Raw genomic sequence first — 20,917 nt, 5'->3', positions numbered from 1 at the left:
CCTCACGTGCCGGGACGCCAGACCCGCTTCTCGGTGACGACAGCAGTGACCAGGTCGGCAGGCGTCACGTCGAACGCCGGGTTCCACGCCGCGCTGCCATCCGGGGCCATCTTCACCCCGCCCACGACGAGCACCTCCTCGGCGGCCCGCTCCTCGATCTCGATGGCGGCGCCGTCGGGGGTGGCAGGGTCGAGCGTCGACTCCGGTGCCGCCACGACGAACGGGATGCCGGCCCGCGCCGCGGCCAGGGCCAGTGGGTAGGTGCCGATCTTGTTGGCGACATCGCCGTTGGCGGCTACCCGATCGGCGCCCACGACGACCGCGTCCACGAGCCCGCGGGCGATGATCGAGGCGCCTGCCCCGTCCACCACCACCCGGAACGGCACCCCCATCGCCGCCAGCTCGACGGCAGTGATCCGTGAGCCCTGCAGGACCGGGCGGGTCTCGTCGGCGACGACGTTGGCGACCCGGCCCGCCTCGTGCAACGACCGCACCACGCCCAGGGCGGTGCCCCACTCGACGCAGGCCAGCGCACCGGCGTTGCAGTGCGTGTGCAGGCGCAACGGCTCCGGGCCGCACAGCTCGGTGAGCAGGTCGGCGCCACGGGCACCGATGGCGCGGCAGGCCGCGATGTCCTCCTGGAGCACCGCTTGCGCTGCCGCGAGCACCGCGTCCGGGCCGTCGGCCGCGACGGCCATGGCGCGCCGCACCCCCACCGCGAGGTTCGCTGCGGTCGGCCTCGCCGCGGAGAGCCGGGCCGCCACGTCCGCCAACTCGGCACCCGCAACGGACCTGGCCGCGAGCGCGACCCCGAGAGCACCGGCCGCCCCGAGCGCGGGAGCGCCACGCACGACGAGCCTGCGGATCGCGTCGACGAGCTCGTCGGCATCGTCGATGTGCACGACGCGTAGCTCCGGCAGCGCTGTCTGGTCGACCAGCGCGATACGGCCGTCCACCCAGTCGATCGTCTGCGGCAGCACCGATCGATCGTAACGGCCCGCGAACGTGAGCGGGTTACCGTCGAGAAGTGTCCTGGCCCGATGCCGACTTCCCTGCCGACCCCTACCCCGGCGCCGTCCCGCCGTCCTCCTTCGTCCATCTCGACGAAGTCTCGTATCCGGTCCGCCCCGACCCACGGGCCGGTTGGCTCGTCTCCACGGTCGGCGAGGCGCCGCTCGACACATGGCTCGCCGGCCACGGCTGCGCACCCGCCGCGGAGCGTGTGCCCGTGCTCACCTACGGCTCGAACCGCTGCCCGAGCAAGATCACATGGTTACGCCGCGAGCTCGGGCTGGGGCCCGACCCGGTGGTGGTCCTGCGCGCCCGCACCCGCGACGTCGCTGCTGTCTGGGCCGCCGGGCTCCGCCACCGCGACGGGCAGCGCCCCGCGGTGCTGGCGGCATCCCCCGGGACGGTCGAGGATCACGCTGTGTGGCTCGCCACGCCGGAGCAGATCGCGGTGCTCGACCGCTGCGAGGGTCGCGACGAGCGATTCCGCCTGGCCCGGCTGCGCACCGGCGAGGTGGACCTCGAGGACGGCACGCGCTTGGACGCCCCGTGGTGCTACCTCGGGCACGCCGCCATCCGCCGCCCGCTGCTCGTCGACGGGGCGGCCGTGCGCTGCGCGGACGTGTCGCAGCTCGCTGCACTCGAGCTGACGGGAAACGCCGCTCCCGGTGACGGCCTCGACGCCTTCACGGTGCACGGCGAGCCGCACCCCGACGAGTGGCCTGCCGCGCTCTTCGCCTATGGCCTGCTGCAACCGGGCAACCCGTCGTGGGACCGCCTCGCCCCCCACGCGGCGGGCGACCCCGTGCGCGGCACCGTCAACGGCACCGTGCTCGACACCGGACGCGGCTTCCCGGCGCTGCTCCCGGGCACCGGCGACCGTGCTCCCGGCTGGCTCGTGCCACTGCGCGATCCGGTCGCCGCGTTCCCCGGCATCGACGAGTACGAGGGCCCCGAGTACCGGCGCATCCGGACAGCGGAAGGGCCGCACGAGCGGTCCTGCTGGGTGTACGCGTGGCAGGCGCCCTCCCGCGGAATGCCCCGGCTGGCAGCGGGATGGCCCCCGAACGACTGACCCGCGGCCGCTGTCCGTCCTGCATCGACGATCCCTCCGAGCTAGCGTCGGGCGCCGTATGCGGATTTGGGCGGTGAACAATGAGTGACGACGAGCGACCGGATGTCGCCGATCAACCGGATGTACGGACGGTGCGGCGGGCCGTGGCAGGCGCAGCCATGGGCAACGCGGTGGAGTGGTTCGACTACGCCATCTACAGCTACCTCGTCACGAGCATCGGGCTGAACTTCTTCCCCGAGGCCAGCCCCGCGGCACAGACGATGCTGGTCTTCGCCGGCATCGCCATCCCGTTCGTGCTGCGCCCCTTCGGTGGGGTGTTCCTCGGCCCGCTCGGCGACAAGTTCGGCCGCCGCCGCGTACTGGCCGTGACGATCCTCATGATGTCGGGCTGCACGTTCTTCATCGGCCTCATCCCGAGCTACACCACGATCGGCATCGCGGCGCCCATCCTGCTGCTGCTCGCCCGGCTCATCCAGGGCTTCTCCACGGGCGGCGAGTACGGCGGCGCGGCGACGTTCATCGCCGAGTACGCGCCCGACCGCAAGCGCGGCTTCTACGGCAGCTTCCTCGAGTTCGGCACGCTCACCGGGTACGTGCTCGGCGCGGGCATCGCCACCACCGTCCAGCTCTCGCTGTCGGACGAGGCGCTGAACTCGTGGGGCTGGCGCATCCCGTTCCTGATCGCCGGGCCGCTCGGCCTGATCGGGTTCTACCTGCGGAACCGGCTCGAGGACACCCCGGCCTTCCGCAGCTGCGAGCGCGCGGGTGAGACCACACAGGCCCCGTTCAGCGAGGTCCTCAGGACGTACTGGCCCCAGATCATCAACCTGATCGGCTTCGTGATCCTGCTCAACGTCGCCGACTACACGTTGCTGACCTACATGCCCACGTACCTGACCCAGGTGCTGGAGATCAGTGACACCGAGGCGTTGATCGTCATCATCGGCGTGATGATCGGGATGATGCTCGTGATCGCGCCGGTCGGCGCGTTGTCGGACCGGGTGGGCCGCAAACCTCTGCTGCTCACCTCGGCGGTCGGGTTCCTGGTTCTCGCCTACCCAGCCATCGCGCTGGTGGGCATGCGCGACCCGCTCCCGGTGACGGGCGGAATGGTGATCCTCGCGGTGCTGCTGGTGCTGATGCTGGGCACGATCGGCTCGGCGCTGCCGGCGATGTTCCCCACGCGCAACCGGTACGGGGGCTTCTCCATCGGCTACTCGGTGTCCACGGCGTTGTTCGGCGGCACCGCCCCCCTGGTCATCACCGCCCTGATCGACCGCACCGGCAACACGGCCGTGCCGGCCTTCTACCTCATGGGCGCGGCGGCGGTCGCGATCATCCCGATCCTGCTCATGCCCGAGACTGCGCGAGTCTCGATCAGCCACCCCACGCGGATCCCGGGCACGGAGCCGGCCGACTCGGACAGCGCGCTCGTCCGGTGACCCCCGACGGCGCCGCTGACACAGGGCAGCGTGCTTGGGTGACAGGTGTGGATCACACAATGGGCTCGCGGCTGGGCGCCGCACGTGTTCTCGTCACGGACGCCGCGCTCGCCGACGGGCATTCCCCCACCCTCGTTCCGGGCGTGTGGCTCCTGGCGGAGCACGGAACGGTGACCGGCTTGTGGACCGAGGGAGACCATCCGGATCCCCGATCACTCGGCGACGTCACGGTGGTCGACGGCGCGGGCACGTCGATCGTGCCGGGCATGGTCGACTCCCACGCCCACGTGTCGATGCCCGGCGGGGCCCGCTGGATCGAACGCGGCGCAGACCCGCTGGACGAGCTGCTCGCGGTCGGTGAGGAGAACGCCGAGCTGATGCTGCGTGCCGGCATCCGATGGGCCCGGGACGTCGGCTCACCCCGCAGGCTCGACCCGGGGAGCGGCGACGAACGGGCGGTGAGCCTGCTCCTGCGCAACCGGTGGCAGGGCAGGCAGGATCGCCCGTACATCCGCGCGGCGGGCACCTGGGTCAGTCGCAAGGGCGCTCTGCCAGAGGGCCTGACCGTCGAGGTGGAGCACGGTGCCGACCTCGTCGGCGCGGTGCGGCAGCAGCTCGACGAGGGTGCCGACCTGGTCAAGCTGTACCTCGACGGGCCCGACCTGGACACCGCCCCCTTCACCGTCTCGGAGGTCGGCGCGGCGGTGCAGGTGGCCCACGATCGCGGTGCCACGGTCGCCGCCCATGCCACGGCTCTGTCCGGCAACCGCGTCGGCGCGGAAGCGGGGGTGGACAGCCTCGAGCATGCCTACGAGCTCGACGACGACACGGTGGCCCTCATGAAGGCGGGCGGCGTCGCGATGGTCGCCACGCTCTCCGTGCTGTACTCCTGGTCGACCTTCGCGCAGACCACCGCCATCCCCCGGTTCACCGAGGCGGATGCACGCCGGAAGATCCAGGACCGCCAGGAGATCGCACGGGCGAGCGTGCGGCTCGCCGACGCCGGCGGCGTCACGATCGCTGCGGGGTCCGACTTCGGGGGCGGCTCGTTGCGTGCCAACCAGCTCGCCTGGGAGGTGGAGGCGCTCGTCGCGGCGGGGGTCTCCCCGCAGACGGCACTGGCGGCGGTGACGTGGCGCGGAGGTGACCTGCTCGGGATCCCTCACGCCGGGCGGCTCCGCGTCGGCGACCCCGCCCACTTCAGCCTCGTGCACGGCGACCCGCTCACGGACCCGACCGCCCTCTGGAGGGTCTGGCTGACCCGCTGACGAGCACCGACAGGCACCGCAAGACCTGGTCTTCCGCTCCAGGCGTTGCACCGAGCGACATTGGCGCGCAGTCTGGAGACCACGATCATGGTGGGGGGTGGAGGTCGTGCCGCGGGCGGCCAACGACCATGACGGGCCTACCGGCCGGACGCAGGGCCTGTCCGCAGCGGCTCGTGGACAAGTCGGTCCTATCGCCCGGAACCGGAGTTCTGCAGATGAATCGGGGCCGGCACCGGCGCATCGGCCGCTGTCGGTTCCGTCACGGATGCTGATCTTGCAGCGGCTGGCCGGTAATGCGGCGGTCACCCGCGCCATCGGCGACGGCCGATCGGCGGACCACGGTCCATCCGAGGCCCGCCCGATGGCCTCGACCAGGCAGTCGGCGCCCGGGAATCACGAGGCGCAGAAGACCCCCGACACGCTGGCGGCGACGATACAGCGCAGGGTCGGGTTCGAGTTCGAATCGTCGGACTGGCACCCGTGGCGACATGTCCGTGGTCTGCAGCCACCAGCGGAATCTGCCGCGGGCTCGGCGAGCGGCACCACCGACGGGGTCATGCCCGTCGAGCGCAAGGCGCTTCTGCAGGCCGGCGTCAACTTCGGGCTGGAAGCAGACGACAGCGGGGGACCCACGAGAAGCAATCTCGAGTTCGTGACCGATCCGTTCGACGAGACGGAGGAGGGCCTGGACGGATTCGACGCGGCCGCCAGCGGGATGCTCGGCATCACGCACGATCTCGAGAAAGTGCGCGGGCGGACCGGCCCCGGCGACGTTCCAGGTAGCCCACCGTATCCGGTATCGGCGGACAGCCTCGGCACTGATTTCGTGCGGCCCGCAGAGCACAATCTGAGCGGCTCACACGATATCCCCGGGAACGATCTGCTGCTCTCCGGCGGAGCACCGGGTTTCGTCGTGAAGATGCAGTCCACATCGGGCGTGCCGCTCGCCGACGTACCCGCGATGATGAGGCGGATCGGTCCCGACCCCGACGAGGCAAGAGAAGAGAAGACGGCACGCACGCCCGACCGGGAGACAGTCCATCCGTCGAGCGTGGTGGCCACGCGGAACCTCAAGATCATCGGGGCCGCGCCGGGCGCCGCCGACGGCATGATCGAAGAACTGGCGGAAACGGACCCGTACACGGAGGCGCTCGTTGGTGACACGCGGGACCTCGTGGGCCTTCTTGCGGCGCTCGTCGCCTGTACCGGTCAGCTCAGCAAGCCCGGTGTGCCGGGCAAGTGGGGATTCGAACTGGTCAAGAACCGCCTGGGACTGCTTCATCGCAACAACTTCGTCCAGATGTTCTCGGCAGTGCCACGGATACAACAAGAAGCGATCCGGTCCGCCCCGGACGCCCTTGTCGACACCCTGGTCTCCGCGGTAAACAATCTTGACGAGATGCGAAGAACGAGGATTCGACCCGATTCATCCTTGATTCCGTCGAATCCGGCAGCTCCACGGCCGGCGCTCGCCTCGCTGACCGTGAAGGCCTGGATCCATGGAATCACCAACGGTCACGACTACCTCTCGCAAGGCGGGATGGCCCAATGGCTGTCCACGAAGCCCGAATTCAGCCCCGAGGACGTGCAGGCGACGGAAGGCGCATTGGAGAGCATCGGTGCCCAGCCCGCTGCCGACCAGCGCGACCCCGGTACCCAAGAGCTGTTTCGCTTCGAGAACCGGGCGATCCGGCCGGGCCTCAGGAAGGTGCCCGGCTCCCGGCCGACCGCGACCTCACTGCCCATGGAGGAGGCCGTCGAGAACGCACGAAAGATCCTCGGCATCTACACGCGCCTGCGGGAAGGCACCCTCGACGAGCCATGACCGGCCGTCCGAGATCTCCGGGGGCGCACGTGGCTCAGGCGCCCGCGGCCACCGCGGTGGACGCCGCCGGAACCGCCCTGCCGATCCGGTACAGGCGCGCCGCGTTGCCGCCGAGCACCGCGCGCTTGGCGGCCGTGTCGAAGCGCGGGTAGCGATGGCGCAGCTCATCGGGGAACCGGTACGCGGCGAGCTCGCGCACCAACCGGCCCGGCCGCACCAGCGGGTATCCGCTGCCGAAGAGCAGCCGCTCCGGCCCGTACGCCGCGAGGAGCTGCCCGAACGCGTGGGCGAAGTCGAGTGAGTCGGTCCACGGCAGGATCTCGGTGAGCAGGACGTACACGTTGGGCAGCTCCGCCAGCCGGCAGAGCCGGGGACCGGGCAGGCACCCCGCGCCCAGCACGAACCGGATGTCCGGCAACGCCCGGGCCAGCTCCCGGAACTGCGCCACGTCGAACCCGGCGGGTGCCACCCGCTCGGCCGCTCGCGTCCGCGCCGGGAGGGCGGAGCCCGCCCGCACGGGCTCCGCCCATCCCGGCACCCGAGGCGGGCGGTCTCGCGCCACCCCGGGCGGTGATGTGGGGGCACTCTTCTCCTCGCGCCGCCACGGCGCGGGCAACGTCGAGGGCCCGACACCGATGTGCACGACGTCCGCCCCGGCCGCGCCGCACCGGGCGAGGGTGCGGCGCAGCCACGGGTCGCCCAGCCGCTGCCAGCCCGCAGGCCTGCGCCGTTCGCACAGCGTCAGCCCTCGCAGGTCGAACCGCCGCACCCGCGGACCGAGCCCGCGCGCCCCCGGCTGCCCGCCGCCGGGGTCGAGCTCACCGCTCAGCACGAACCGCCCGGGCATCCACCCGGCGACCTCCGCGTGCCACTCCAGCGGGCTGAAGCCCAGCACGAACAGGTCGCCGAGCACCACGGGCTGCAGCACCGCCCGGTCGACGTAGCCGCCCTCGAAGACGTCACGCGTCAGGCTGTGCTCGGAGACGCGCTCCACGTCGTGGGGCGGCAGGCCCGCACCGTCGAGCTCACGGTGCCTGCGCAGCAGGTCCGTGGCATAGGCCTCGCCGTCGGGAATCGCCTGGTTGTGCGGGCTCGCGTCCCACACGTGCACCTGGGCGTCGATGACGAGGATCCGCTGGCCCCCGACGGTGAACATGGCGCGTCTAGCCGACCGACGGGCCGAGGCCCAGCGACTGCGGTGTGCTGGAGTCGGGAGACGGTTGCGGGATGCCCTCGTCGAGCGGCCCGAACTCGGTCATCAGCGACTTGTTCCAGGGCGTGACCTCCTCGGCCACCAGCGAGTTGGTGGTCAGGATCAGCCCCGCGACCGATGCGCCGTTCTGCAGGGCCGAGCGCACGACCCGGAGCGGGTCGATGATGCCCATCTCCACCATGTTCCCGTAGCGGCCCTCCAGAGCGTCGAAGCCCTCGTCGACGCCCATCGCCGTGACCTGCTTGACCACGTCGTCGCCGTCGTACCCGGCGTTCGAGGCGATCAGGTGCACGGGCTCGGTGAGCGCCTGGCGCACGATCTCGACACCGATGCGGTAGTCGCCTGCGACGTCGAGCTTGTCGAGCACGGGCTCGGCGTGCAGCAGCGCCGAGCCACCGCCCGCCACGATGCCCTCCGCGATGGCCGCCCGGGTGGCCTGCAACGAGTCGTCGACGCGGTGCCGGACCTCCTTCGCTTCCGCGTTGGTAGGCGCGCCGACCCCGATGATCGCGGCCTTGCCGGAGAGCCGGGCGATGCGCTCCGAGAAGAAGTCCTCGTCGGTGCCGATGGTGGCGCGGGACAGCTCCGCGCGCAGCTGCGTGAGCCGCAACTCGAGCGCCTCACGGTCTCCGCCGCCGCCGATGATGGTGGTGTTGTCGCCGGTCACCCGGACCTGGGTGGCACGGCCGAGGTGCTCCACCGTCATCTGTTCCAGGGAGAACGACGAGCTCTTGCTGTGCACCTTGCCGCCGCACAACGCGGCCATGTCCTCCAGCAGGTGGATGCGCTTCTCGCCGAATCCGGGCGCCTTGATCGCGACGGTCTGGAAGACGCGGTTGACGTGGTTGTGCACGAGCATCTGCAGCGCGGTGCCCTCGACGGTCTCCGCGACGATCACCAGTGGGCGCCGCTCGGCACGCATGATCTTGTCGAGCACCGGCATGATCGACTGGACGTCCTTGATCTTCTCCGCGGAAAAGAGGATGTACGGGTCCTCGACGATCGCCTCGAGCGTGCCGGGGTTCGTCACCATGTACGGCGAGACGTAGCCGTTGTCGAACTCGAAGTCCTCCACGAACGACACCGACAGGCCCAGCAACGGCGAGTCCTCGACGGTGACGACGCCGTCGTCGCCCACGGTGTGCAACGCCCGTGCCACAGAGCGGCCGATCGCGTAGTCGTCGTTGGCGGAGATCGCGGCGACGCGCGCGTAGTCCTCCTCGGAGGACACCGGGTGTGCCACCTCGGCGAGCCGCTCGACGAGGGCGGCGACCGCGGTGTCGATACCGCGCTTGACCAGCACCGGGTTGCCGCCTGCGGCGATGGCCTTCATGCCCTGCCGGACGATGGCCTGCGCCAGGACTGTGGCGGTGGTGGTGCCGTCGCCGACGGTGTCGTTGGTCTTGACCGCGGCTTCCTTCACCAGTTGCGCGCCCATGTTCTCGAACGGGTCGCGCAGATGGATCTCGCGAGCGATGGTCACGCCGTCGTTCGTGACCTCGGGGGACCCCGTGATCTTCTCCAGGATGACGTTGCGGCCCTTCGGGCCCAGAGTGCTCTTGACGGCCTCGGCGAGCTGGTCGACGCCTGCCTGCAGGAGGCGGCGACCTTCCTCACCGAAACGCAGTTCCTTGGCCATAACGGGGACCTCCAGAGACGTTGGTCTGCGGCGCGGGTGCGGATCAACGAAAGAGCCGGGCCGCCGCCGATGATCCGGCGGCGGCCCGGACCTGGTTACGAGACGGGCTTGAGGTCGAAGTCGATGTACTCGGCCGCGTCCTCGGGATTGGCGAACATGATCGTGCGGTCGTCGAGGTGCACCATGCGCCCGTAGTGGGTGGACATGGCCTCCTCGAACTCGGCCGCGTTGAACCAGCCCTCCTCCTCGCCAGCCTCCTCGTCGACGTCGGAGTAGATCAGTTCGAACTTGCCCTGACCGTCGACGCGGATCATCGAGGGCAGATGCGTCACCTTGACGTTGTCGATTCTGGTCAGCACGTTCGAGATGAGTACGCCGACCTGGCTGTTCATCAGGGTGAAACCGCACATGTTCGACGCGGTGTTGTTCGATTGGAAGCGGCTCTCGGCCGCGCCGGTCGTCGGTGTGGTCGTCACTGCTTCAGCTCCTCGGGGGTCTGGAGACCGAGATCGCTGCAGATCCCGGCAAACCGGTTCTTGGCCCTGTCGAGGCCGTCTTCGAAGCGCGGCGGCTTGTGATCGACGGACGACCAGAGCGGCTGCATCGTGCGGGCCGCCTCGAGCGCCTGCGGCACCCACTTGGTCAGCCAGCCGGACATGAGCTGCCTGTTGTGCTCGGCGAACTCACGGTCCTGCACGAGCGGCCCGAAGCACGAGACGGTCCAGCGCAGGTCACGCTGGGCGTAGTCGTACTCCCCGGCACCCATCACCGTGGGGGTGACGAAGTCGCCGTGCGGCGCCGCGGACTGCATCACGAGGTTGCTGCGGAACAGCTCGCCCACCAGCGGCTCGAACACGACGTTGGCGGCGAAGATCGCCTCGCCCCAGTCGTCCTCGACAGCCGTGAGCGCCTCGGTCAGCTTGCGGACACCCTGCCACTCGTCGTCGTTGTTCCACGCGTCGAGATGCGCGACGCCGTCGAACCCGTCGATCTCCTCGGTCAGCGTGAGGTTGTACAGCGCCAGATCCTGCGCGAACCGGATCTTGTGCGCACTGTTCACCGCCATCGCCGTGTTGTGCATGTTCGTCGGGCCGGAGCGCTCGTTCGACGCGAACACGTACAGCCCGAGGATGTGCTCGATGTGCATCCACGCACCGACGTGGCGCTCGACGAACCGCACCCAGTTCGGAGCCCAGAAGTCGAACGCCTTGGCGTTGCGCGCGTTCTCGACGTTCTGGTTCAGCTGCCGGACAACGTTGGCGTTGTACCGGTAGATGGTCTGTTCCCACTCCTCGTTGGGGTCGCGGAACTCGTGCCAGCCGTGCGCAGGCCAGTTCTCCACGGGCAGGCCGCCGGTGCCGATCCCACGCTGGGGCTCGGGCTGGTCGACGCCCCAGGCCTTGAGCTTGGTCCAGTGCAGCGGGTAGCCGGTCTCACCGTCGGCGAAGCCGTAGATCCAACCCTGCGTCAGGTAGTGCCGCGGGTCGGGCTGCACCTCGACGGTGACGTCCTCGTAGTGGGTCTGCTTGCGCTTCGCGGGTGAGAAGTAGTTGTACCGACGGGCGCTGGCGCCCGAGTCGGGGAACTCGCGCGCCCCAGCCTCTGCGTCGGTGAAGACGGGCTTCGGGACGCTGCGTTCTGGGCGCTCGGTGGTGGTCATGGGCCGTCCTCGCCTTCCGGTTCACCAGTGGTGGTGAACTTGTCGTAGAAGATCTGGTTCTCACTCACTCCCAGCGCGGTCAGCGTTGCGATGGCCGCATCCACCATCGGCGGCGGACCGCAGACATAGGCATCCACTCCTCCCAACCCGGACTCACGGCTCTTCACGACCTCGGTGATCAGGCCCGTCGCCCCACTCCACCCGTCGTCCGCCGCCGGCTCCGACAGCGCAGGGACGTAGGTGAAGTCGGTCAACCGGCCCCCGAGTTCTGCCAGCTCCTCGGTGAAGCAGAGGTCGCGCAGCCCACGAGCGCCGTAGTAGAAGGTGACCTTGCGCTCGACCCCTCGTTCGGCCATCGACCTCAGCAGTCCGAGCATCGGGGCCATCCCCGCACCACCGCCGACGAACAGCAGGTCGGACGTGCGGCTCTCGCGGAGGGTGAAGGTGCCGAACGGCGCCTCCACCTGCAGGCGGTCCCCGACCTCGACCTTCTCGGCGAGGTACTCCGAGAACAGCCCGCCCGGGTAGATCTTGATGACGAACTCCAGGAGACCGTCCCGATTAGGCGTGTTCGCCATCGAGAACGACCGGCTCTCGTCGGTGCCCGGCACCTTGAAGTCCATGTACTGCCCGGGGAAGAACTTGATCTCCTCGGGCTCGACGAGTCGCACGACGAGGTGTCGCATGTCGTGCGTCACCGCATCGTTGGACACCACCTCGACCGTGCCGGTGCGCAGCGGGAGCCCACCCCGGATGATCTCCTCGTCGTAGTTGAGGAGCTCGATGACGAGGTCCTCGTAGGCGTGCGCCCGGCAGAGCAGCGTCTGCCCCTCCTCCCTCTCGAAGTCCGGGAGCGCGAAGGTCGAGTACTTGTCGAGCTCGATGTCCTCACCTTCGAGGACGAAGGACTTGCACGCTGCGCACTGGCCCTCCTTGCAGCCGTGCATGAGCTGGACACCCTGCTCGGCCGCGGCGCGCAGGATGGTTTGGTCCTCGTCGACCTCGATCTCGATGCCGACCGGTTCGAACCGGACGACGTGCTTGTCACCCAACTGATCTCAAGCCCTTCGGCTCGTGCTCTGGAACGAGCAGGGAACGAGCAGGGCCAAGCAGGGGGAGGGCCGTTCGCGCGACCCTCCCCCCTCGCCTGACCCGCGCTCAGGCGTCGGTAGGTGCCGGACGTCCGGCCGGCCCCTGGCGGACGTAGTCGGCGTGGAACGCCTGCCGCTCGTCGTCGCTCATCTCGTTGAGCACGACGTTCGGGCTCAGCAGCGGAGGCATCCGCCGCATGTGGTCGAGCGTCCACATCTTCTTGGGGTCGAGGTCGAGATGCGGCTGCGCCGTCATGGTCTTGCCGTCGTCGCGGACGAAGCCCATGTCCTTGACCACGTCGGCCCAGTTCCACCCGTGGTAGAGGGTCTCCCACTCACGGTGGCCGACCAGCCGGCCCATGTTCGGCGTCTCCCGGCCCTGGTAGACCGGCCGGAAGGCCTCGACGTCGGTCCACCGGCAGACCTCGTGGCAGTACGTGCGCCACTGACCGTTGACCTCGGCCATGACCATGTCCTCACGCACCAGGCACGGGACCATGCAGGTCCAGCAGCGGTGCGGGTAGACGTAGTCCACGTCCTCGGCGACGATCGCGTTGTGCCCGTTGGGCGTGGCCAGGCGGGAGTAGTTCTCCCACCACTTCCCGTACTTGTTGTACCAGCCCGGGTACTTGTACTCGAACCACTCGAAGTCCTCGTCGGTCATCGCGTCGATACGCCAGTAGTTGGCGAGCCAACCGGTGGCGAAGAACTGCGCGACCTCGTGGACGTAGCCCTTGTCCCAGATCTGCTTCCACGCCTCTTCGACGAGGTCGTGCGGGATCGTCAGGCCGTACTTCTCGAGCGGCACCAGGTAGGACCGGTAGTAGTCGTCGTAGATCCAGCGACGCCACATCTCCGCGTAGGACTCGCGGTCCTTACGGCGGTCCTTGGTGCCATACTCGATGAACGTGCCGATGGCGGCGTCCACCACGCGGTGGTTGTTCCACCACGCATAGCGCAGGTCGCGCTCGAGAAGCTGGCGGTTGTCCTCGTCCGACAACGCCATCAGCAGGGTGGCGTAGCCGTTGGAGATGTGCCGCGACTCGTCGGACTGCACCGAGTGGAACACCGTGGGTAGCAGATAGTCGCCGTTCGCCGCCGCTTCCGCCGGCATGGCCACGAACAGCGTGTTCGTGAAGGCCGTCTCGGCGACGATCGTCAGGTAGATGCTGGCCGCGGTGATGGCGTCACCGGTGATGAACCCCTCGGCGAACTGCCGGCCGATGGTGCCGCAGTAGTCGCTCTGGAAGTTGCGCAGGCTGTTGTTGAAACCCGCCGGGTCGATGTAGTTGTTCATGTACAGCCGCTTGAGGTTCTGCTGGATCGTGCTGTGCCGAACCTCGTCGATCATCTGGATCGCCTGGCCGTTGTGCAGCTCCGGGTTCGGAACCACGTGGAACAGCATCGGCATCGATCGGGCGGCAGAGATCTCGGGCAGCGGGATGATGGACAGGAACAGCTTCTGCCATTCCAGCCACCGTTCCTGGACCTGGCGGAACATGTTGCCGCGGATGGCGCCGTCCTGCGCGCCGTACACGCGGTTGTCCTTCTCCTCCTCCATGGGGAAGTAGGACCGAAGAACCTGCTTGAGCGGGTCCTTCTTGGCGGCCTTCCGGAAGGTGTAGTCGGTGCCGTACTTCATGTACGGCTCGTGGTACTGCGGCTCCCAGGCGAGCTCCTGGATCTTCTGATGAGCCTTCGCCAGACTCTGCCGACTCACATCGACTCCTCACGTTGTGGTGGGCCGCGGACCGGCATGCGCGCCGTCCGCCTGCCCGGAGTCACCCGGACCGGCGGGAGCACACGCCGCTCCCCGTGGTCTGCCCCCGTTCCGCGGTGCCGGTCCGTGCGCGGGTGGCGCCGGCAGCGGAGGTGGACCCGAGCCGCCGGTCCGGGCCCGACCGCGCGGGCACCCCGAGTCCGAACCTTCGCCTCGTGCCCGGAATCACACCGCCCTGGCCGTCACCCAGAGGTCTCAATATGAGACGGTTGCCGATTGCTCCCCCCAGGCCGTCTCACGGCTGCGGTACCTTCTGCGAGACGCAAGGTTCCGCATCGTCGCGAGTCGCCCGCTGCGCCAAGGGAGAGCACGCGCTTGGTCCGATCGAACCACGCACTCCCGCCTCGACGGACCGACAGGTCCGCCGAGGTACTCGTACGCGCTCGCACGTCCTTCCTGGTCGATGACCATGTGGAGGAGGGCACGGTCCGCGAAACCATCCTCGCGTCGTGGACTCGCTCCAGAGAGTGGGACGTCGCCACCGACAGTGTCGAGCTGTCGTGCGAGTTCGACACCGAGCCCGACTCACCGCTCGTCCGGGCCGCGGCGCCCATCATGGCCGACGTCGCCGACCAGCTGGCCGGGGAACCGGTGAGCCTCATCCTCACCGACGCCGACGGCGTCGTACTGGAGCGGCGCACCGGCGACTCGGGGCTGAACCAGCACCTGGACAAGGTCTGGCTCGCCCCCGGGTTCTCCTACGCCGAGCGCTTCATCGGCACCAACGGGATCGGCACCGCACTGGAAGGGCGCGGTCCCGCGCAGGTGTTCGGCCACGAGCACTACGTCGACCACCTCGCCGACCTCGCCTGCGCAGGCGCCCCGATCTGGCACCCGGTCAACGGCAAGCTGCTCGGCGTCGTCGACCTCACCTGCTGGCGCCCCGACGCCGGACGTTTCATGTCCACCGCGGTGGCCCGGATCGCACGCCAGATCGAGAACGCCCTGCTGGACCAGTCCGGCCCGCGCGAGCTCGCTCTGCTGCACGACTACCTGACGGCATGCCGGCGTGGCCGCGGAGCGGTGCTGGCCGTCAGCCCCGACCTGGTGATGTTGAACGACAGCGCCCGCGCGCTCATCGACCCCACCGACCAGGTCACACTGCTCGCCGGGGCCACCGAAGCGCTACGTTCCGGCCGCAGGCTGCTGCTCGTCGACCTACCTAGCGGGGCCGTCGCGCGCGTGCACTGCCGTCCGAGCTGGTCGGACCGTGACACGGCCGGCGGCGTCCTGACCGTTCAGCTCGCCGCACCCGAGATCGCCCGTCCCCGCCAGGGCCCGACGCCCCCGACGTCGTCGCAGCTCGCCGTCGGGTCCGGGGTGCTCTGGATGAAGTGCTGCCAGGCCGTGGACCGCCACTTCCGCAACCGGGAGTGGCTGGTGCTGGAGGGCGAGCCGGGCGTCGGGAAGAGCACCATCGCCCGGGCCACCCACCAGCGGCGCACCCCGGCAGCGCACCTGCGCCTGCTCGACGCCGACGACTACGGGCCGCGGTGGATCGCGGAGATCATCGACGAACTGGAGAACGGCAGCGGCACGCTCGTGCTCTCCCACGTCGACCGGCTTCCTCCCGACGGGCTGCAGGCCCTCGTCGACGCCCTCGAACCGCACCGCGAGTCCACCGACCCCGAGCGCCCCTGGGTCGTGGTCACCGTGGGCCCCGGCGGCCTCGACTCGAGCGCCCTCCTGGAGTCCTTCCCCCGCACCGTGGTGGTGCCGCCGCTGCGCCACCACGTCGAGGACGTCGCCGAGTTGGTCCCCCACCTGCTCGCGCGGCTCACGCGAGGAAGCGACCTCACCTGTTCGTCGGAGGCCATGCGTGTGCTCATGCGGCACCGCTGGCCCGGCAACGTCGAGCAGCTCTACCAGGCGCTGCGCAAGGCCGTCGCCCGTCGCCGGTCCGGCGTGCTGGCGGCGGCGGACCTGCCCCCGGAGTGCCGGGCGATCACCCGCCGGGTGCTCACGCCGCTCGAGGCCATCGAGTGCGACGCCATCGTCAACGCCCTGCTCGACAACGACGGCAACAAGGCAGAGGCGGCCCGTCACCTGGGGATGTCACGCGCCACGATCTACCGCAAGATCCGCGGCTACGGGATCTCGACGCCTGGTCTCGAAGCCGGCAGCCGAGGGTGACCGCCGATCAGACGTGACCGTCGCCGGTGGCACCGCCGTAGGTCGCGATCTTGTACTCGGTGGCGGCCAGCGACAGCGTGAGCTCGCGGATCTGGCGCCGGACCGTGTCACGGTGCTCGATCAGCATCTCCAGCCGCTCGGGCACCGTGTCCTCCCCTGCGTCGACCAGCGCCACGTAGTGCTGCAGATCCCGGATCGCCATCCCGGACAGCCGCATGCGCGTCAGGAACACCAGGCGCCGCACCACCGCAGGCTCGTAGAGACGGTGGCCTCCCGCGTCCCGGCCGACCTCGATCAGACCGATCCGCTCGTAGTAGCGCAGCGTGTGCGGCGAGAGGTCGAGCAAGTCGGCCACCTCGGCGATCGACATCGGCTCCTCGACGCCGGTGACGTCGACGAGCCGGTGGATCACCTCGACCGACATCGGTCCGTCCAGCTCGCCGAGCGCGCTGAGCGCCCTGCTCATCAGGTCCTCGGTTGCCACGGTGGTCGAGACTAGATCGGCCGGACCGAGGGCACGGCGTCGGCGAAGTCGGCGCCGACCGAGGCGTGGCGCCACCCCTCCAGTTCAGCGAGGCCACGGTGGTAGGACGCGGAGATCCGCTCGACCGCCTCGCAGCCGAGTGCGAGCCGCAGCGGCAGGTCCGAGCCGTGGACGAGGTCGACCAGGATGTCGCCCGCGCGGGCCGGGTCGCCCTGCTGCATCCCGTCCGCGCCTGCCATGTCCGTCCGAACTGCGGCGAGCACATCGGCATAGGTGTCGCTCGCCTCGGCGAAGCCCAGGACGCCCGGCGCGTTGAACGACGTACGGAACCGGCTCGGCTCGACGATCAGCACGCGGATACCGAACGGCGCGACCTCCCCGGCCAGCGCCTCCGACCATCCCTCGAGTGCGAACTTGCCGGCCGAGTAGGCGCCGACGCCGGGGAACGACATGCGTCCGCCCTGGCTGCTCATCTGGACGATGGTGCCGCTGCCCTGCTCCCGCATGGCAGGCAGCGCGGCGCGCACGAGCGCGGCCGGGCCGAACAGGTGCAGGTCCATGAGGTCACGCAGGGTGGCCTCGTCCACTTCCTCGGCAGCCCCGACGAGGCCGCGTCCGGCGTTGTTGACCAGCACGTCGATGCGGCCGAACCGGTCGAGTGCGGCCCGGATGACCTCCGGTGCACGAGCGGTGTCGCGGACGTCGGCGGCGATCGCGGCGAACCGGTCGGGGTGGGCCGCCGCGAGGTCGGCCACCGCGTCCGGCCGGCGGACAGCGGCGACGACGCGGTCCCCCGCAGCCAGCGCGGCCTCGGCCAGCCCGCGGCCGAGGCCCTGCGAGGCGCCGGTGATGATCCAGGTCGATGGTGTCGTACCAGGGGTTGTCATGCCGGCGAAGCTAGGTCTTCGAGCGCGCTCGAACGCAAGCGCCGCGACGTCCGACGGCTGGTTCTCACGACGGCGAAAAGCGGCTTGACCGACCAGTAGGGTCACTCGCGTGCTGGACATTGGGGGGATCTCGAAGCGATTCGGATCCCGGCAGGCACTCGCGGACGTGACCTTCGCGGTGCGGCCAGGCGAGGTGTTCGGGTTCGTCGGCAGCAACGGGGCCGGCAAGACCACGACGATGCGGATCGTGCTCGGCGTGCTCGAGGCCGATGCGGGCGAGGTTCGCTGGAAGGGCTCCCCGATCGACGCCGAGCTGCGCAGGCGCATCGGGTACATGCCCGAGGAGCGCGGGCTCTACCCGAAGATGCGAGTGGGCGAGCAACTTCGCTACCTCGCCCGTCTGCACGGACTGAGCGCCGCCGAGGCCTCCACCTCGGTGCAGCACTGGACGGAGCGGCTCGGGGTCTCCGAGCGGGTCGGCGACGAGGTGCAGAAGCTGTCGCTGGGCAACCAGCAGCGTGTGCAGCTCGCCGCGGCGCTGGCGCACGACCCCGAGGTGCTGGTGCTCGACGAACCGTTCTCCGGGCTCGACCCCACGGCCGTCGGCGTGATGAGCAGCGTGCTGCGGGACAAGGCCGACTCGGGCGTGCCCGTGATCTTCTCCAGTCACCAGCTGGACCTGGTGGAACGCCTGTGCGACCGGATCGGGATCATCGCGGCCGGGCGGATGGTCACCGTCGGCACCGTCGGGGAGCTCCGGGCGCGCGACGGCGTCGTTCTCGACGTGTACGGGCCGCGCCCCGGCTGGGCAGACGCCCTCCCCGGCGTCGAGCTCGTGGCAGGCGACGACATCGACCACACCCGAGTGCGCCTCGCCGAGGGCGTCGACGACCAGGACGTCCTGCGCGCGGCACTGGCGGCAGGCCCGGTGCACGAGTTCCGGCGCTGGCGACCCCCGCTCACCGAGCTCTATCGCGACGTCGTCGAGGCCGGACCCACCGCCACGGCCGAGCCCGGGGATGTGCCCGCGGCATGACGGCCCCGCTCGGTCCCCGGCAGGTGGTGCTGCTCGTCGCGCGCCGCGAGTTCGTCTCCCAGGTCAAGTCGCGCGGCTTCGTGATCGGGATCGTGATCACGATCGTCCTCTTCGGCGGCCTGTTCCTGCTCTCGGCGTACATCAGTTCCGAATCCGACAGCAAGACCCTCGGTGTCACGCAGCAGACGGCTGCGCTGCAGCCTGCGCTGGAGCAGGCCGCGAAGGCCCAGGGCATCGACCTCACGGTGCGCACGGTCGACGACGGGGCCGGCAGGCAGCAGGTGGACGCCGGTGACCTCGACGCCCTGTTCACCGGCGAGGCCGGCGGCTACGAGCTGCTCGGCCTCGACTCGGTGGACAGCAGGCTGCAGTCGCTCGTCTCGTCGGCCGTGCAGCAGCAGACCCTGACGTCGGCCCTCACCGGAGCCGGGATCGACCCGGCACAACTCACCGCACGGGCGAAGGTGAGCGTCGACACGCTCCAGCCGGTGGACCCCGAGTCCGGGCAGAAGCTCGCACTCGCCCTGGTCGGGGTCATCCTGTTGTTCTTCACGCTCAGCGGCAACGGCCAGGTCGTGGCCACGGGAGTGGTGGAGGAGAAGCAGAGCCGCGTGGTCGAGCTACTGCTGGCCACCATCAAGCCGTGGCAGCTCATGGCCGGGAAGATCATCGGGCTGGGTGCCGTCGGGCTGCTGCAGCTGGTGATCCTGAGCGCGATCAGCGCGGGGAGCGCCGGCGCCGCAGGCCTGCTGACCGTGCCGACCGCCGCCGTCGGGATGTTCGTCATGGTGGTGGTCTGGTACCTGCTGGGGTTCTTCCTCTTCGCGGCTCTCTACGCCGCGATCGGGTCCACCGTGTCGCGCCAGGAGGAGCTCAACTCGGTGGTCGCACCGATGATCTTCCTGCTTCTCATCCCGTTCGTACTGACCCTGAACCTGCTGCCCAACGACCCCCGCAACGGCGTGGCCGAAGTGCTGTCCTTCGTCCCGTTCTTCTCACAGACCGTGATGCCCGCCCGCTACGCCCTCGGCGTGGCACCGCTGTGGCAGGTGCTGGTGTCCGCGCTGATCGCGCTGGCCGCGATCGTCGTTGTGGTGCGCCTGGCCGGGCGGGTCTACCGGAACTCCGTGCTGCGCACGGGCGCCAGGGTGAGCCTGCGCGAGGCACTGACCAACCGCTCCTGACCCGTCCGATCCCGGGTCGGGGCCGAGTCAGCTCTCGGTGCGCTTCTTCGGCGCCCATTCGGTGAACCCGGCCGCCTGGGCGTCAGCCGCGGAGCGGAACCAGATCTCCGCCTTGGTACGGCGGAAGTACGGGCTGGCGGGCGAGTGGAAGAGCAGGGAGCCAGTGCTGGCCTTGATCGTGTACTCGGGGTCGGGCGCCGAGCCGTCCGGGCCCGCGGCGACCGCGCCAGGGGGCAGCGTGGAGGTCTGCGGTGACGGCGACGGCTTGCGCCGTCGCGGCGACGGCCGGTCCGATCGGGGGGTGGCCCTCCTCGGAGGCGCCGGGGTGAAGAGCGAGTGCGGCTCCGGCTCCACCGGCCGCGCCCACGAGACGGCGGGCTGCACCGGCAGGAGCTCGGTCTCTGCGTCGTCGGGCGAGGTCGTCGAGCCGGTCGTCACATCCGCGGCGGGCGCGGGCGGCGCGGAAGGAGCGGGCGGTGCGGCAGGCGCAGCAGGAGCGGGCGGTGCGGCAGGCGCAGCAGGAGCGGGCGGTGCGGCAGGCGCGGCAGGAGCAGGCGGCGCGGCGGAAGCGGCAGGCTCGAACATCGAGGCGGCCGTCTCGGACGCGGGCGGCGTCTCCGGACTACCCGGCGTCGCCTGCGTCTCTCCTACGGCTGAGGAAGGGGCGGCCGGCTCGTCCGGCACGGGCACCGCTTCGGCAGCCTGGGCCGCAGAAGCCGCACCCGGCTCGGGCTCCACCGGCGCCGCCGAAGCGACCGGGTCGCTCGCCTCGGGCGCCGCCGGAACGGTCTCGGCCGGCTCCACCGGCTCGGCTGCAGCAGCCACCGGAGCGGGCGCCTCGGGCTCCACCGGGACGGCCTCTGCCGGAGGCGTCGAGGGTGCGTCGGTCGTCGTCTCGGAGACGACTACCACCGGAGACGGAGCGATCGTGGCGCTCGCTCGCGATGGGGACAGGAGCGGCTGTGCAGGCGCCGGGGGCACCAGCGCGGGCACGGGTTGCACGCCCGGCCACGGTTGCACGCGGACGTTGGCGGCGGCCCGACGGGACCGGACGAACCAGATGGCAAGGCCCAGCAGCAGCACGACCAGCCCGAGCCGACCGCGACGCCGCGGCGACCGCCTCACGTCTTTCCCGGCCATCGCCCACCCTTCTTGTCGCTGTGTCCCGAAGGGTAAGGTCGTCGCCCATATG

Annotated in this window: 17 protein-coding genes; 7 read left to right on the top strand and 10 right to left on the bottom strand. The window is 70.2% G+C overall.

What is annotated here, in order from left to right:
• Window positions 1–2: 2 nt before the first annotated feature.
• A complete protein-coding gene (mtnA, locus tag MMF94_RS19800; protein ID WP_241038665.1) occupies window positions 3–977 on the bottom strand; it encodes an S-methyl-5-thioribose-1-phosphate isomerase in 975 nt (324 codons plus the stop codon).
• Window positions 978–1,027: 50 nt separating this feature from the next.
• On the opposite strand from mtnA, the gene MMF94_RS19795 reads away from it, so the two are divergent.
• The 4 genes from MMF94_RS19795 to MMF94_RS19780 all read left to right on the top strand — a co-directional run bounded on the left by MMF94_RS19795 (window position 1,028) and on the right by MMF94_RS19780 (window position 6,618).
• Window positions 1,028–2,083 carry a gamma-glutamylcyclotransferase family protein gene (locus tag MMF94_RS19795; RefSeq protein WP_241038551.1) on the top strand — a complete coding sequence of 352 codons (1,056 nt, stop codon included), beginning with the start codon at window positions 1,028–1,030 and terminating at the stop codon, window positions 2,081–2,083.
• Between the two features lie 80 nt (window positions 2,084–2,163).
• Entirely contained in the window at window positions 2,164–3,525 is a 1,362-nt protein-coding gene (locus MMF94_RS19790; protein ID WP_241038549.1) for an MFS transporter, read from the top strand.
• A 59-nt stretch (window positions 3,526–3,584) separates the two neighbouring features.
• A complete protein-coding gene (locus tag MMF94_RS19785) occupies window positions 3,585–4,793 on the top strand; it encodes an amidohydrolase family protein (protein ID WP_241038548.1) in 1,209 nt (402 codons plus the stop codon).
• A 265-nt stretch (window positions 4,794–5,058) separates the two neighbouring features.
• A complete protein-coding gene (locus tag MMF94_RS19780; RefSeq protein WP_241038531.1) occupies window positions 5,059–6,618 on the top strand; it encodes a hypothetical protein in 1,560 nt (519 codons plus the stop codon).
• A 34-nt stretch (window positions 6,619–6,652) separates the two neighbouring features.
• On the opposite strand, the gene MMF94_RS19775 is transcribed toward MMF94_RS19780, so the two are convergent.
• The 6 genes from MMF94_RS19775 to MMF94_RS19750 form a co-directional block, all read right to left on the bottom strand.
• Window positions 6,653–7,774: an amidohydrolase family protein gene (locus MMF94_RS19775; protein ID WP_241038530.1), complete on the bottom strand. Its 1,122-nt coding sequence runs from the start codon at window positions 7,772–7,774 to the stop codon at window positions 6,653–6,655.
• 7 nt (window positions 7,775–7,781) lie between these two features.
• The gene (gene groL, locus MMF94_RS19770; RefSeq protein WP_241038529.1) at window positions 7,782–9,470 is read right to left on the bottom strand and encodes a chaperonin GroEL; all 1,689 of its coding nucleotides are present in this window, start codon (window positions 9,468–9,470) and stop codon (window positions 7,782–7,784) included.
• Between the two features lie 95 nt (window positions 9,471–9,565).
• Window positions 9,566–9,946, bottom strand: a complete 381-nt coding sequence (gene mimD, locus MMF94_RS19765; protein WP_379660373.1) for a propane 2-monooxygenase effector subunit MimD — start codon at window positions 9,944–9,946, stop codon at window positions 9,566–9,568.
• A complete protein-coding gene (locus tag MMF94_RS19760) occupies window positions 9,943–11,130 on the bottom strand; it encodes a ferritin family protein (RefSeq protein WP_241038528.1) in 1,188 nt (395 codons plus the stop codon). The genes mimD and MMF94_RS19760 overlap by 4 nt, the downstream gene beginning before the upstream one ends.
• On the bottom strand, window positions 11,127–12,182 hold the full coding sequence (locus tag MMF94_RS19755; RefSeq protein ID WP_241038525.1) for an FAD-binding oxidoreductase: 1,056 nt from the start codon (window positions 12,180–12,182) through the stop codon (window positions 11,127–11,129). The genes MMF94_RS19760 and MMF94_RS19755 overlap by 4 nt, the downstream gene beginning before the upstream one ends.
• Window positions 12,183–12,288: 106 nt before the next feature.
• On the bottom strand, window positions 12,289–13,926 hold the full coding sequence (locus MMF94_RS19750) for a ferritin family protein (RefSeq protein WP_241038663.1): 1,638 nt from the start codon (window positions 13,924–13,926) through the stop codon (window positions 12,289–12,291).
• A gap of 390 nt (window positions 13,927–14,316) precedes the next feature.
• Between MMF94_RS19750 and MMF94_RS19745 the strand changes: the two genes are divergently transcribed.
• Window positions 14,317–16,134, top strand: a complete 1,818-nt coding sequence (locus tag MMF94_RS19745; protein WP_241038524.1) for a sigma-54-dependent Fis family transcriptional regulator — start codon at window positions 14,317–14,319, stop codon at window positions 16,132–16,134.
• A gap of 7 nt (window positions 16,135–16,141) precedes the next feature.
• Here the strand turns inward: MMF94_RS19745 and MMF94_RS19740 are convergent, their stop codons facing one another.
• Window positions 16,142–16,618 carry a MerR family transcriptional regulator gene (locus MMF94_RS19740; RefSeq protein WP_241038521.1) on the bottom strand — a complete coding sequence of 159 codons (477 nt, stop codon included), beginning with the start codon at window positions 16,616–16,618 and terminating at the stop codon, window positions 16,142–16,144.
• A gap of 11 nt (window positions 16,619–16,629) precedes the next feature.
• Entirely contained in the window at window positions 16,630–17,505 is an 876-nt protein-coding gene (locus tag MMF94_RS19735; protein ID WP_241038516.1) for an SDR family NAD(P)-dependent oxidoreductase, read from the bottom strand.
• Window positions 17,506–17,614: 109 nt separating this feature from the next.
• On the opposite strand from MMF94_RS19735, the gene MMF94_RS19730 reads away from it, so the two are divergent.
• Window positions 17,615–18,541, top strand: coding sequence for an ABC transporter ATP-binding protein (locus tag MMF94_RS19730; RefSeq protein ID WP_241038514.1), 927 nt, complete (start codon window positions 17,615–17,617; stop codon window positions 18,539–18,541).
• Entirely contained in the window at window positions 18,538–19,725 is a 1,188-nt protein-coding gene (locus MMF94_RS19725; protein WP_241038511.1) for an ABC transporter permease, read from the top strand. The genes MMF94_RS19730 and MMF94_RS19725 overlap by 4 nt, the downstream gene beginning before the upstream one ends.
• A gap of 27 nt (window positions 19,726–19,752) precedes the next feature.
• On the opposite strand, the gene MMF94_RS19720 is transcribed toward MMF94_RS19725, so the two are convergent.
• The gene (locus MMF94_RS19720; RefSeq protein ID WP_241038509.1) at window positions 19,753–20,850 is read right to left on the bottom strand and encodes a sunset domain-containing protein; all 1,098 of its coding nucleotides are present in this window, start codon (window positions 20,848–20,850) and stop codon (window positions 19,753–19,755) included.
• Window positions 20,851–20,917: the final 67 nt, after the last annotated feature.

It is taken from the genome of Pseudonocardia alaniniphila (genome assembly GCF_022524485.1).
GTDB lineage: Bacteria > Actinomycetota > Actinomycetes > Mycobacteriales > Pseudonocardiaceae > Pseudonocardia > Pseudonocardia alaniniphila.
Note: the sequence above shows the minus strand (reverse complement) of the source record. Positions and strands in the feature narration are given on the sequence as shown.

Bases quoted from the DNA above. Each gene is read 5' to 3' on its own strand.
- MMF94_RS19785 (WP_241038548.1), top strand. From the start codon at position 3,585: ATGGGCTCGCGGCTGGGCGCCGCACGTGTTCTCGTCACGGACGCCGCG.
- MMF94_RS19725 (WP_241038511.1), top strand. From the start codon at position 18,538: ATGACGGCCCCGCTCGGTCCCCGGCAGGTGGTGCTGCTCGTCGCGCGC.
- MMF94_RS19780 (WP_241038531.1), top strand. From the start codon at position 5,059: ATGCTGATCTTGCAGCGGCTGGCCGGTAATGCGGCGGTCACCCGCGCC.
- MMF94_RS19760 (WP_241038528.1), bottom strand. From the start codon at position 11,130: ATGACCACCACCGAGCGCCCAGAACGCAGCGTCCCGAAGCCCGTCTTC.
- MMF94_RS19775 (WP_241038530.1), bottom strand. From the start codon at position 7,774: ATGTTCACCGTCGGGGGCCAGCGGATCCTCGTCATCGACGCCCAGGTG.
- groL (WP_241038529.1), bottom strand. From the start codon at position 9,470: ATGGCCAAGGAACTGCGTTTCGGTGAGGAAGGTCGCCGCCTCCTGCAG.
- MMF94_RS19790 (WP_241038549.1), top strand. From the start codon at position 2,164: ATGAGTGACGACGAGCGACCGGATGTCGCCGATCAACCGGATGTACGG.
- MMF94_RS19735 (WP_241038516.1), bottom strand. From the start codon at position 17,505: ATGACAACCCCTGGTACGACACCATCGACCTGGATCATCACCGGCGCC.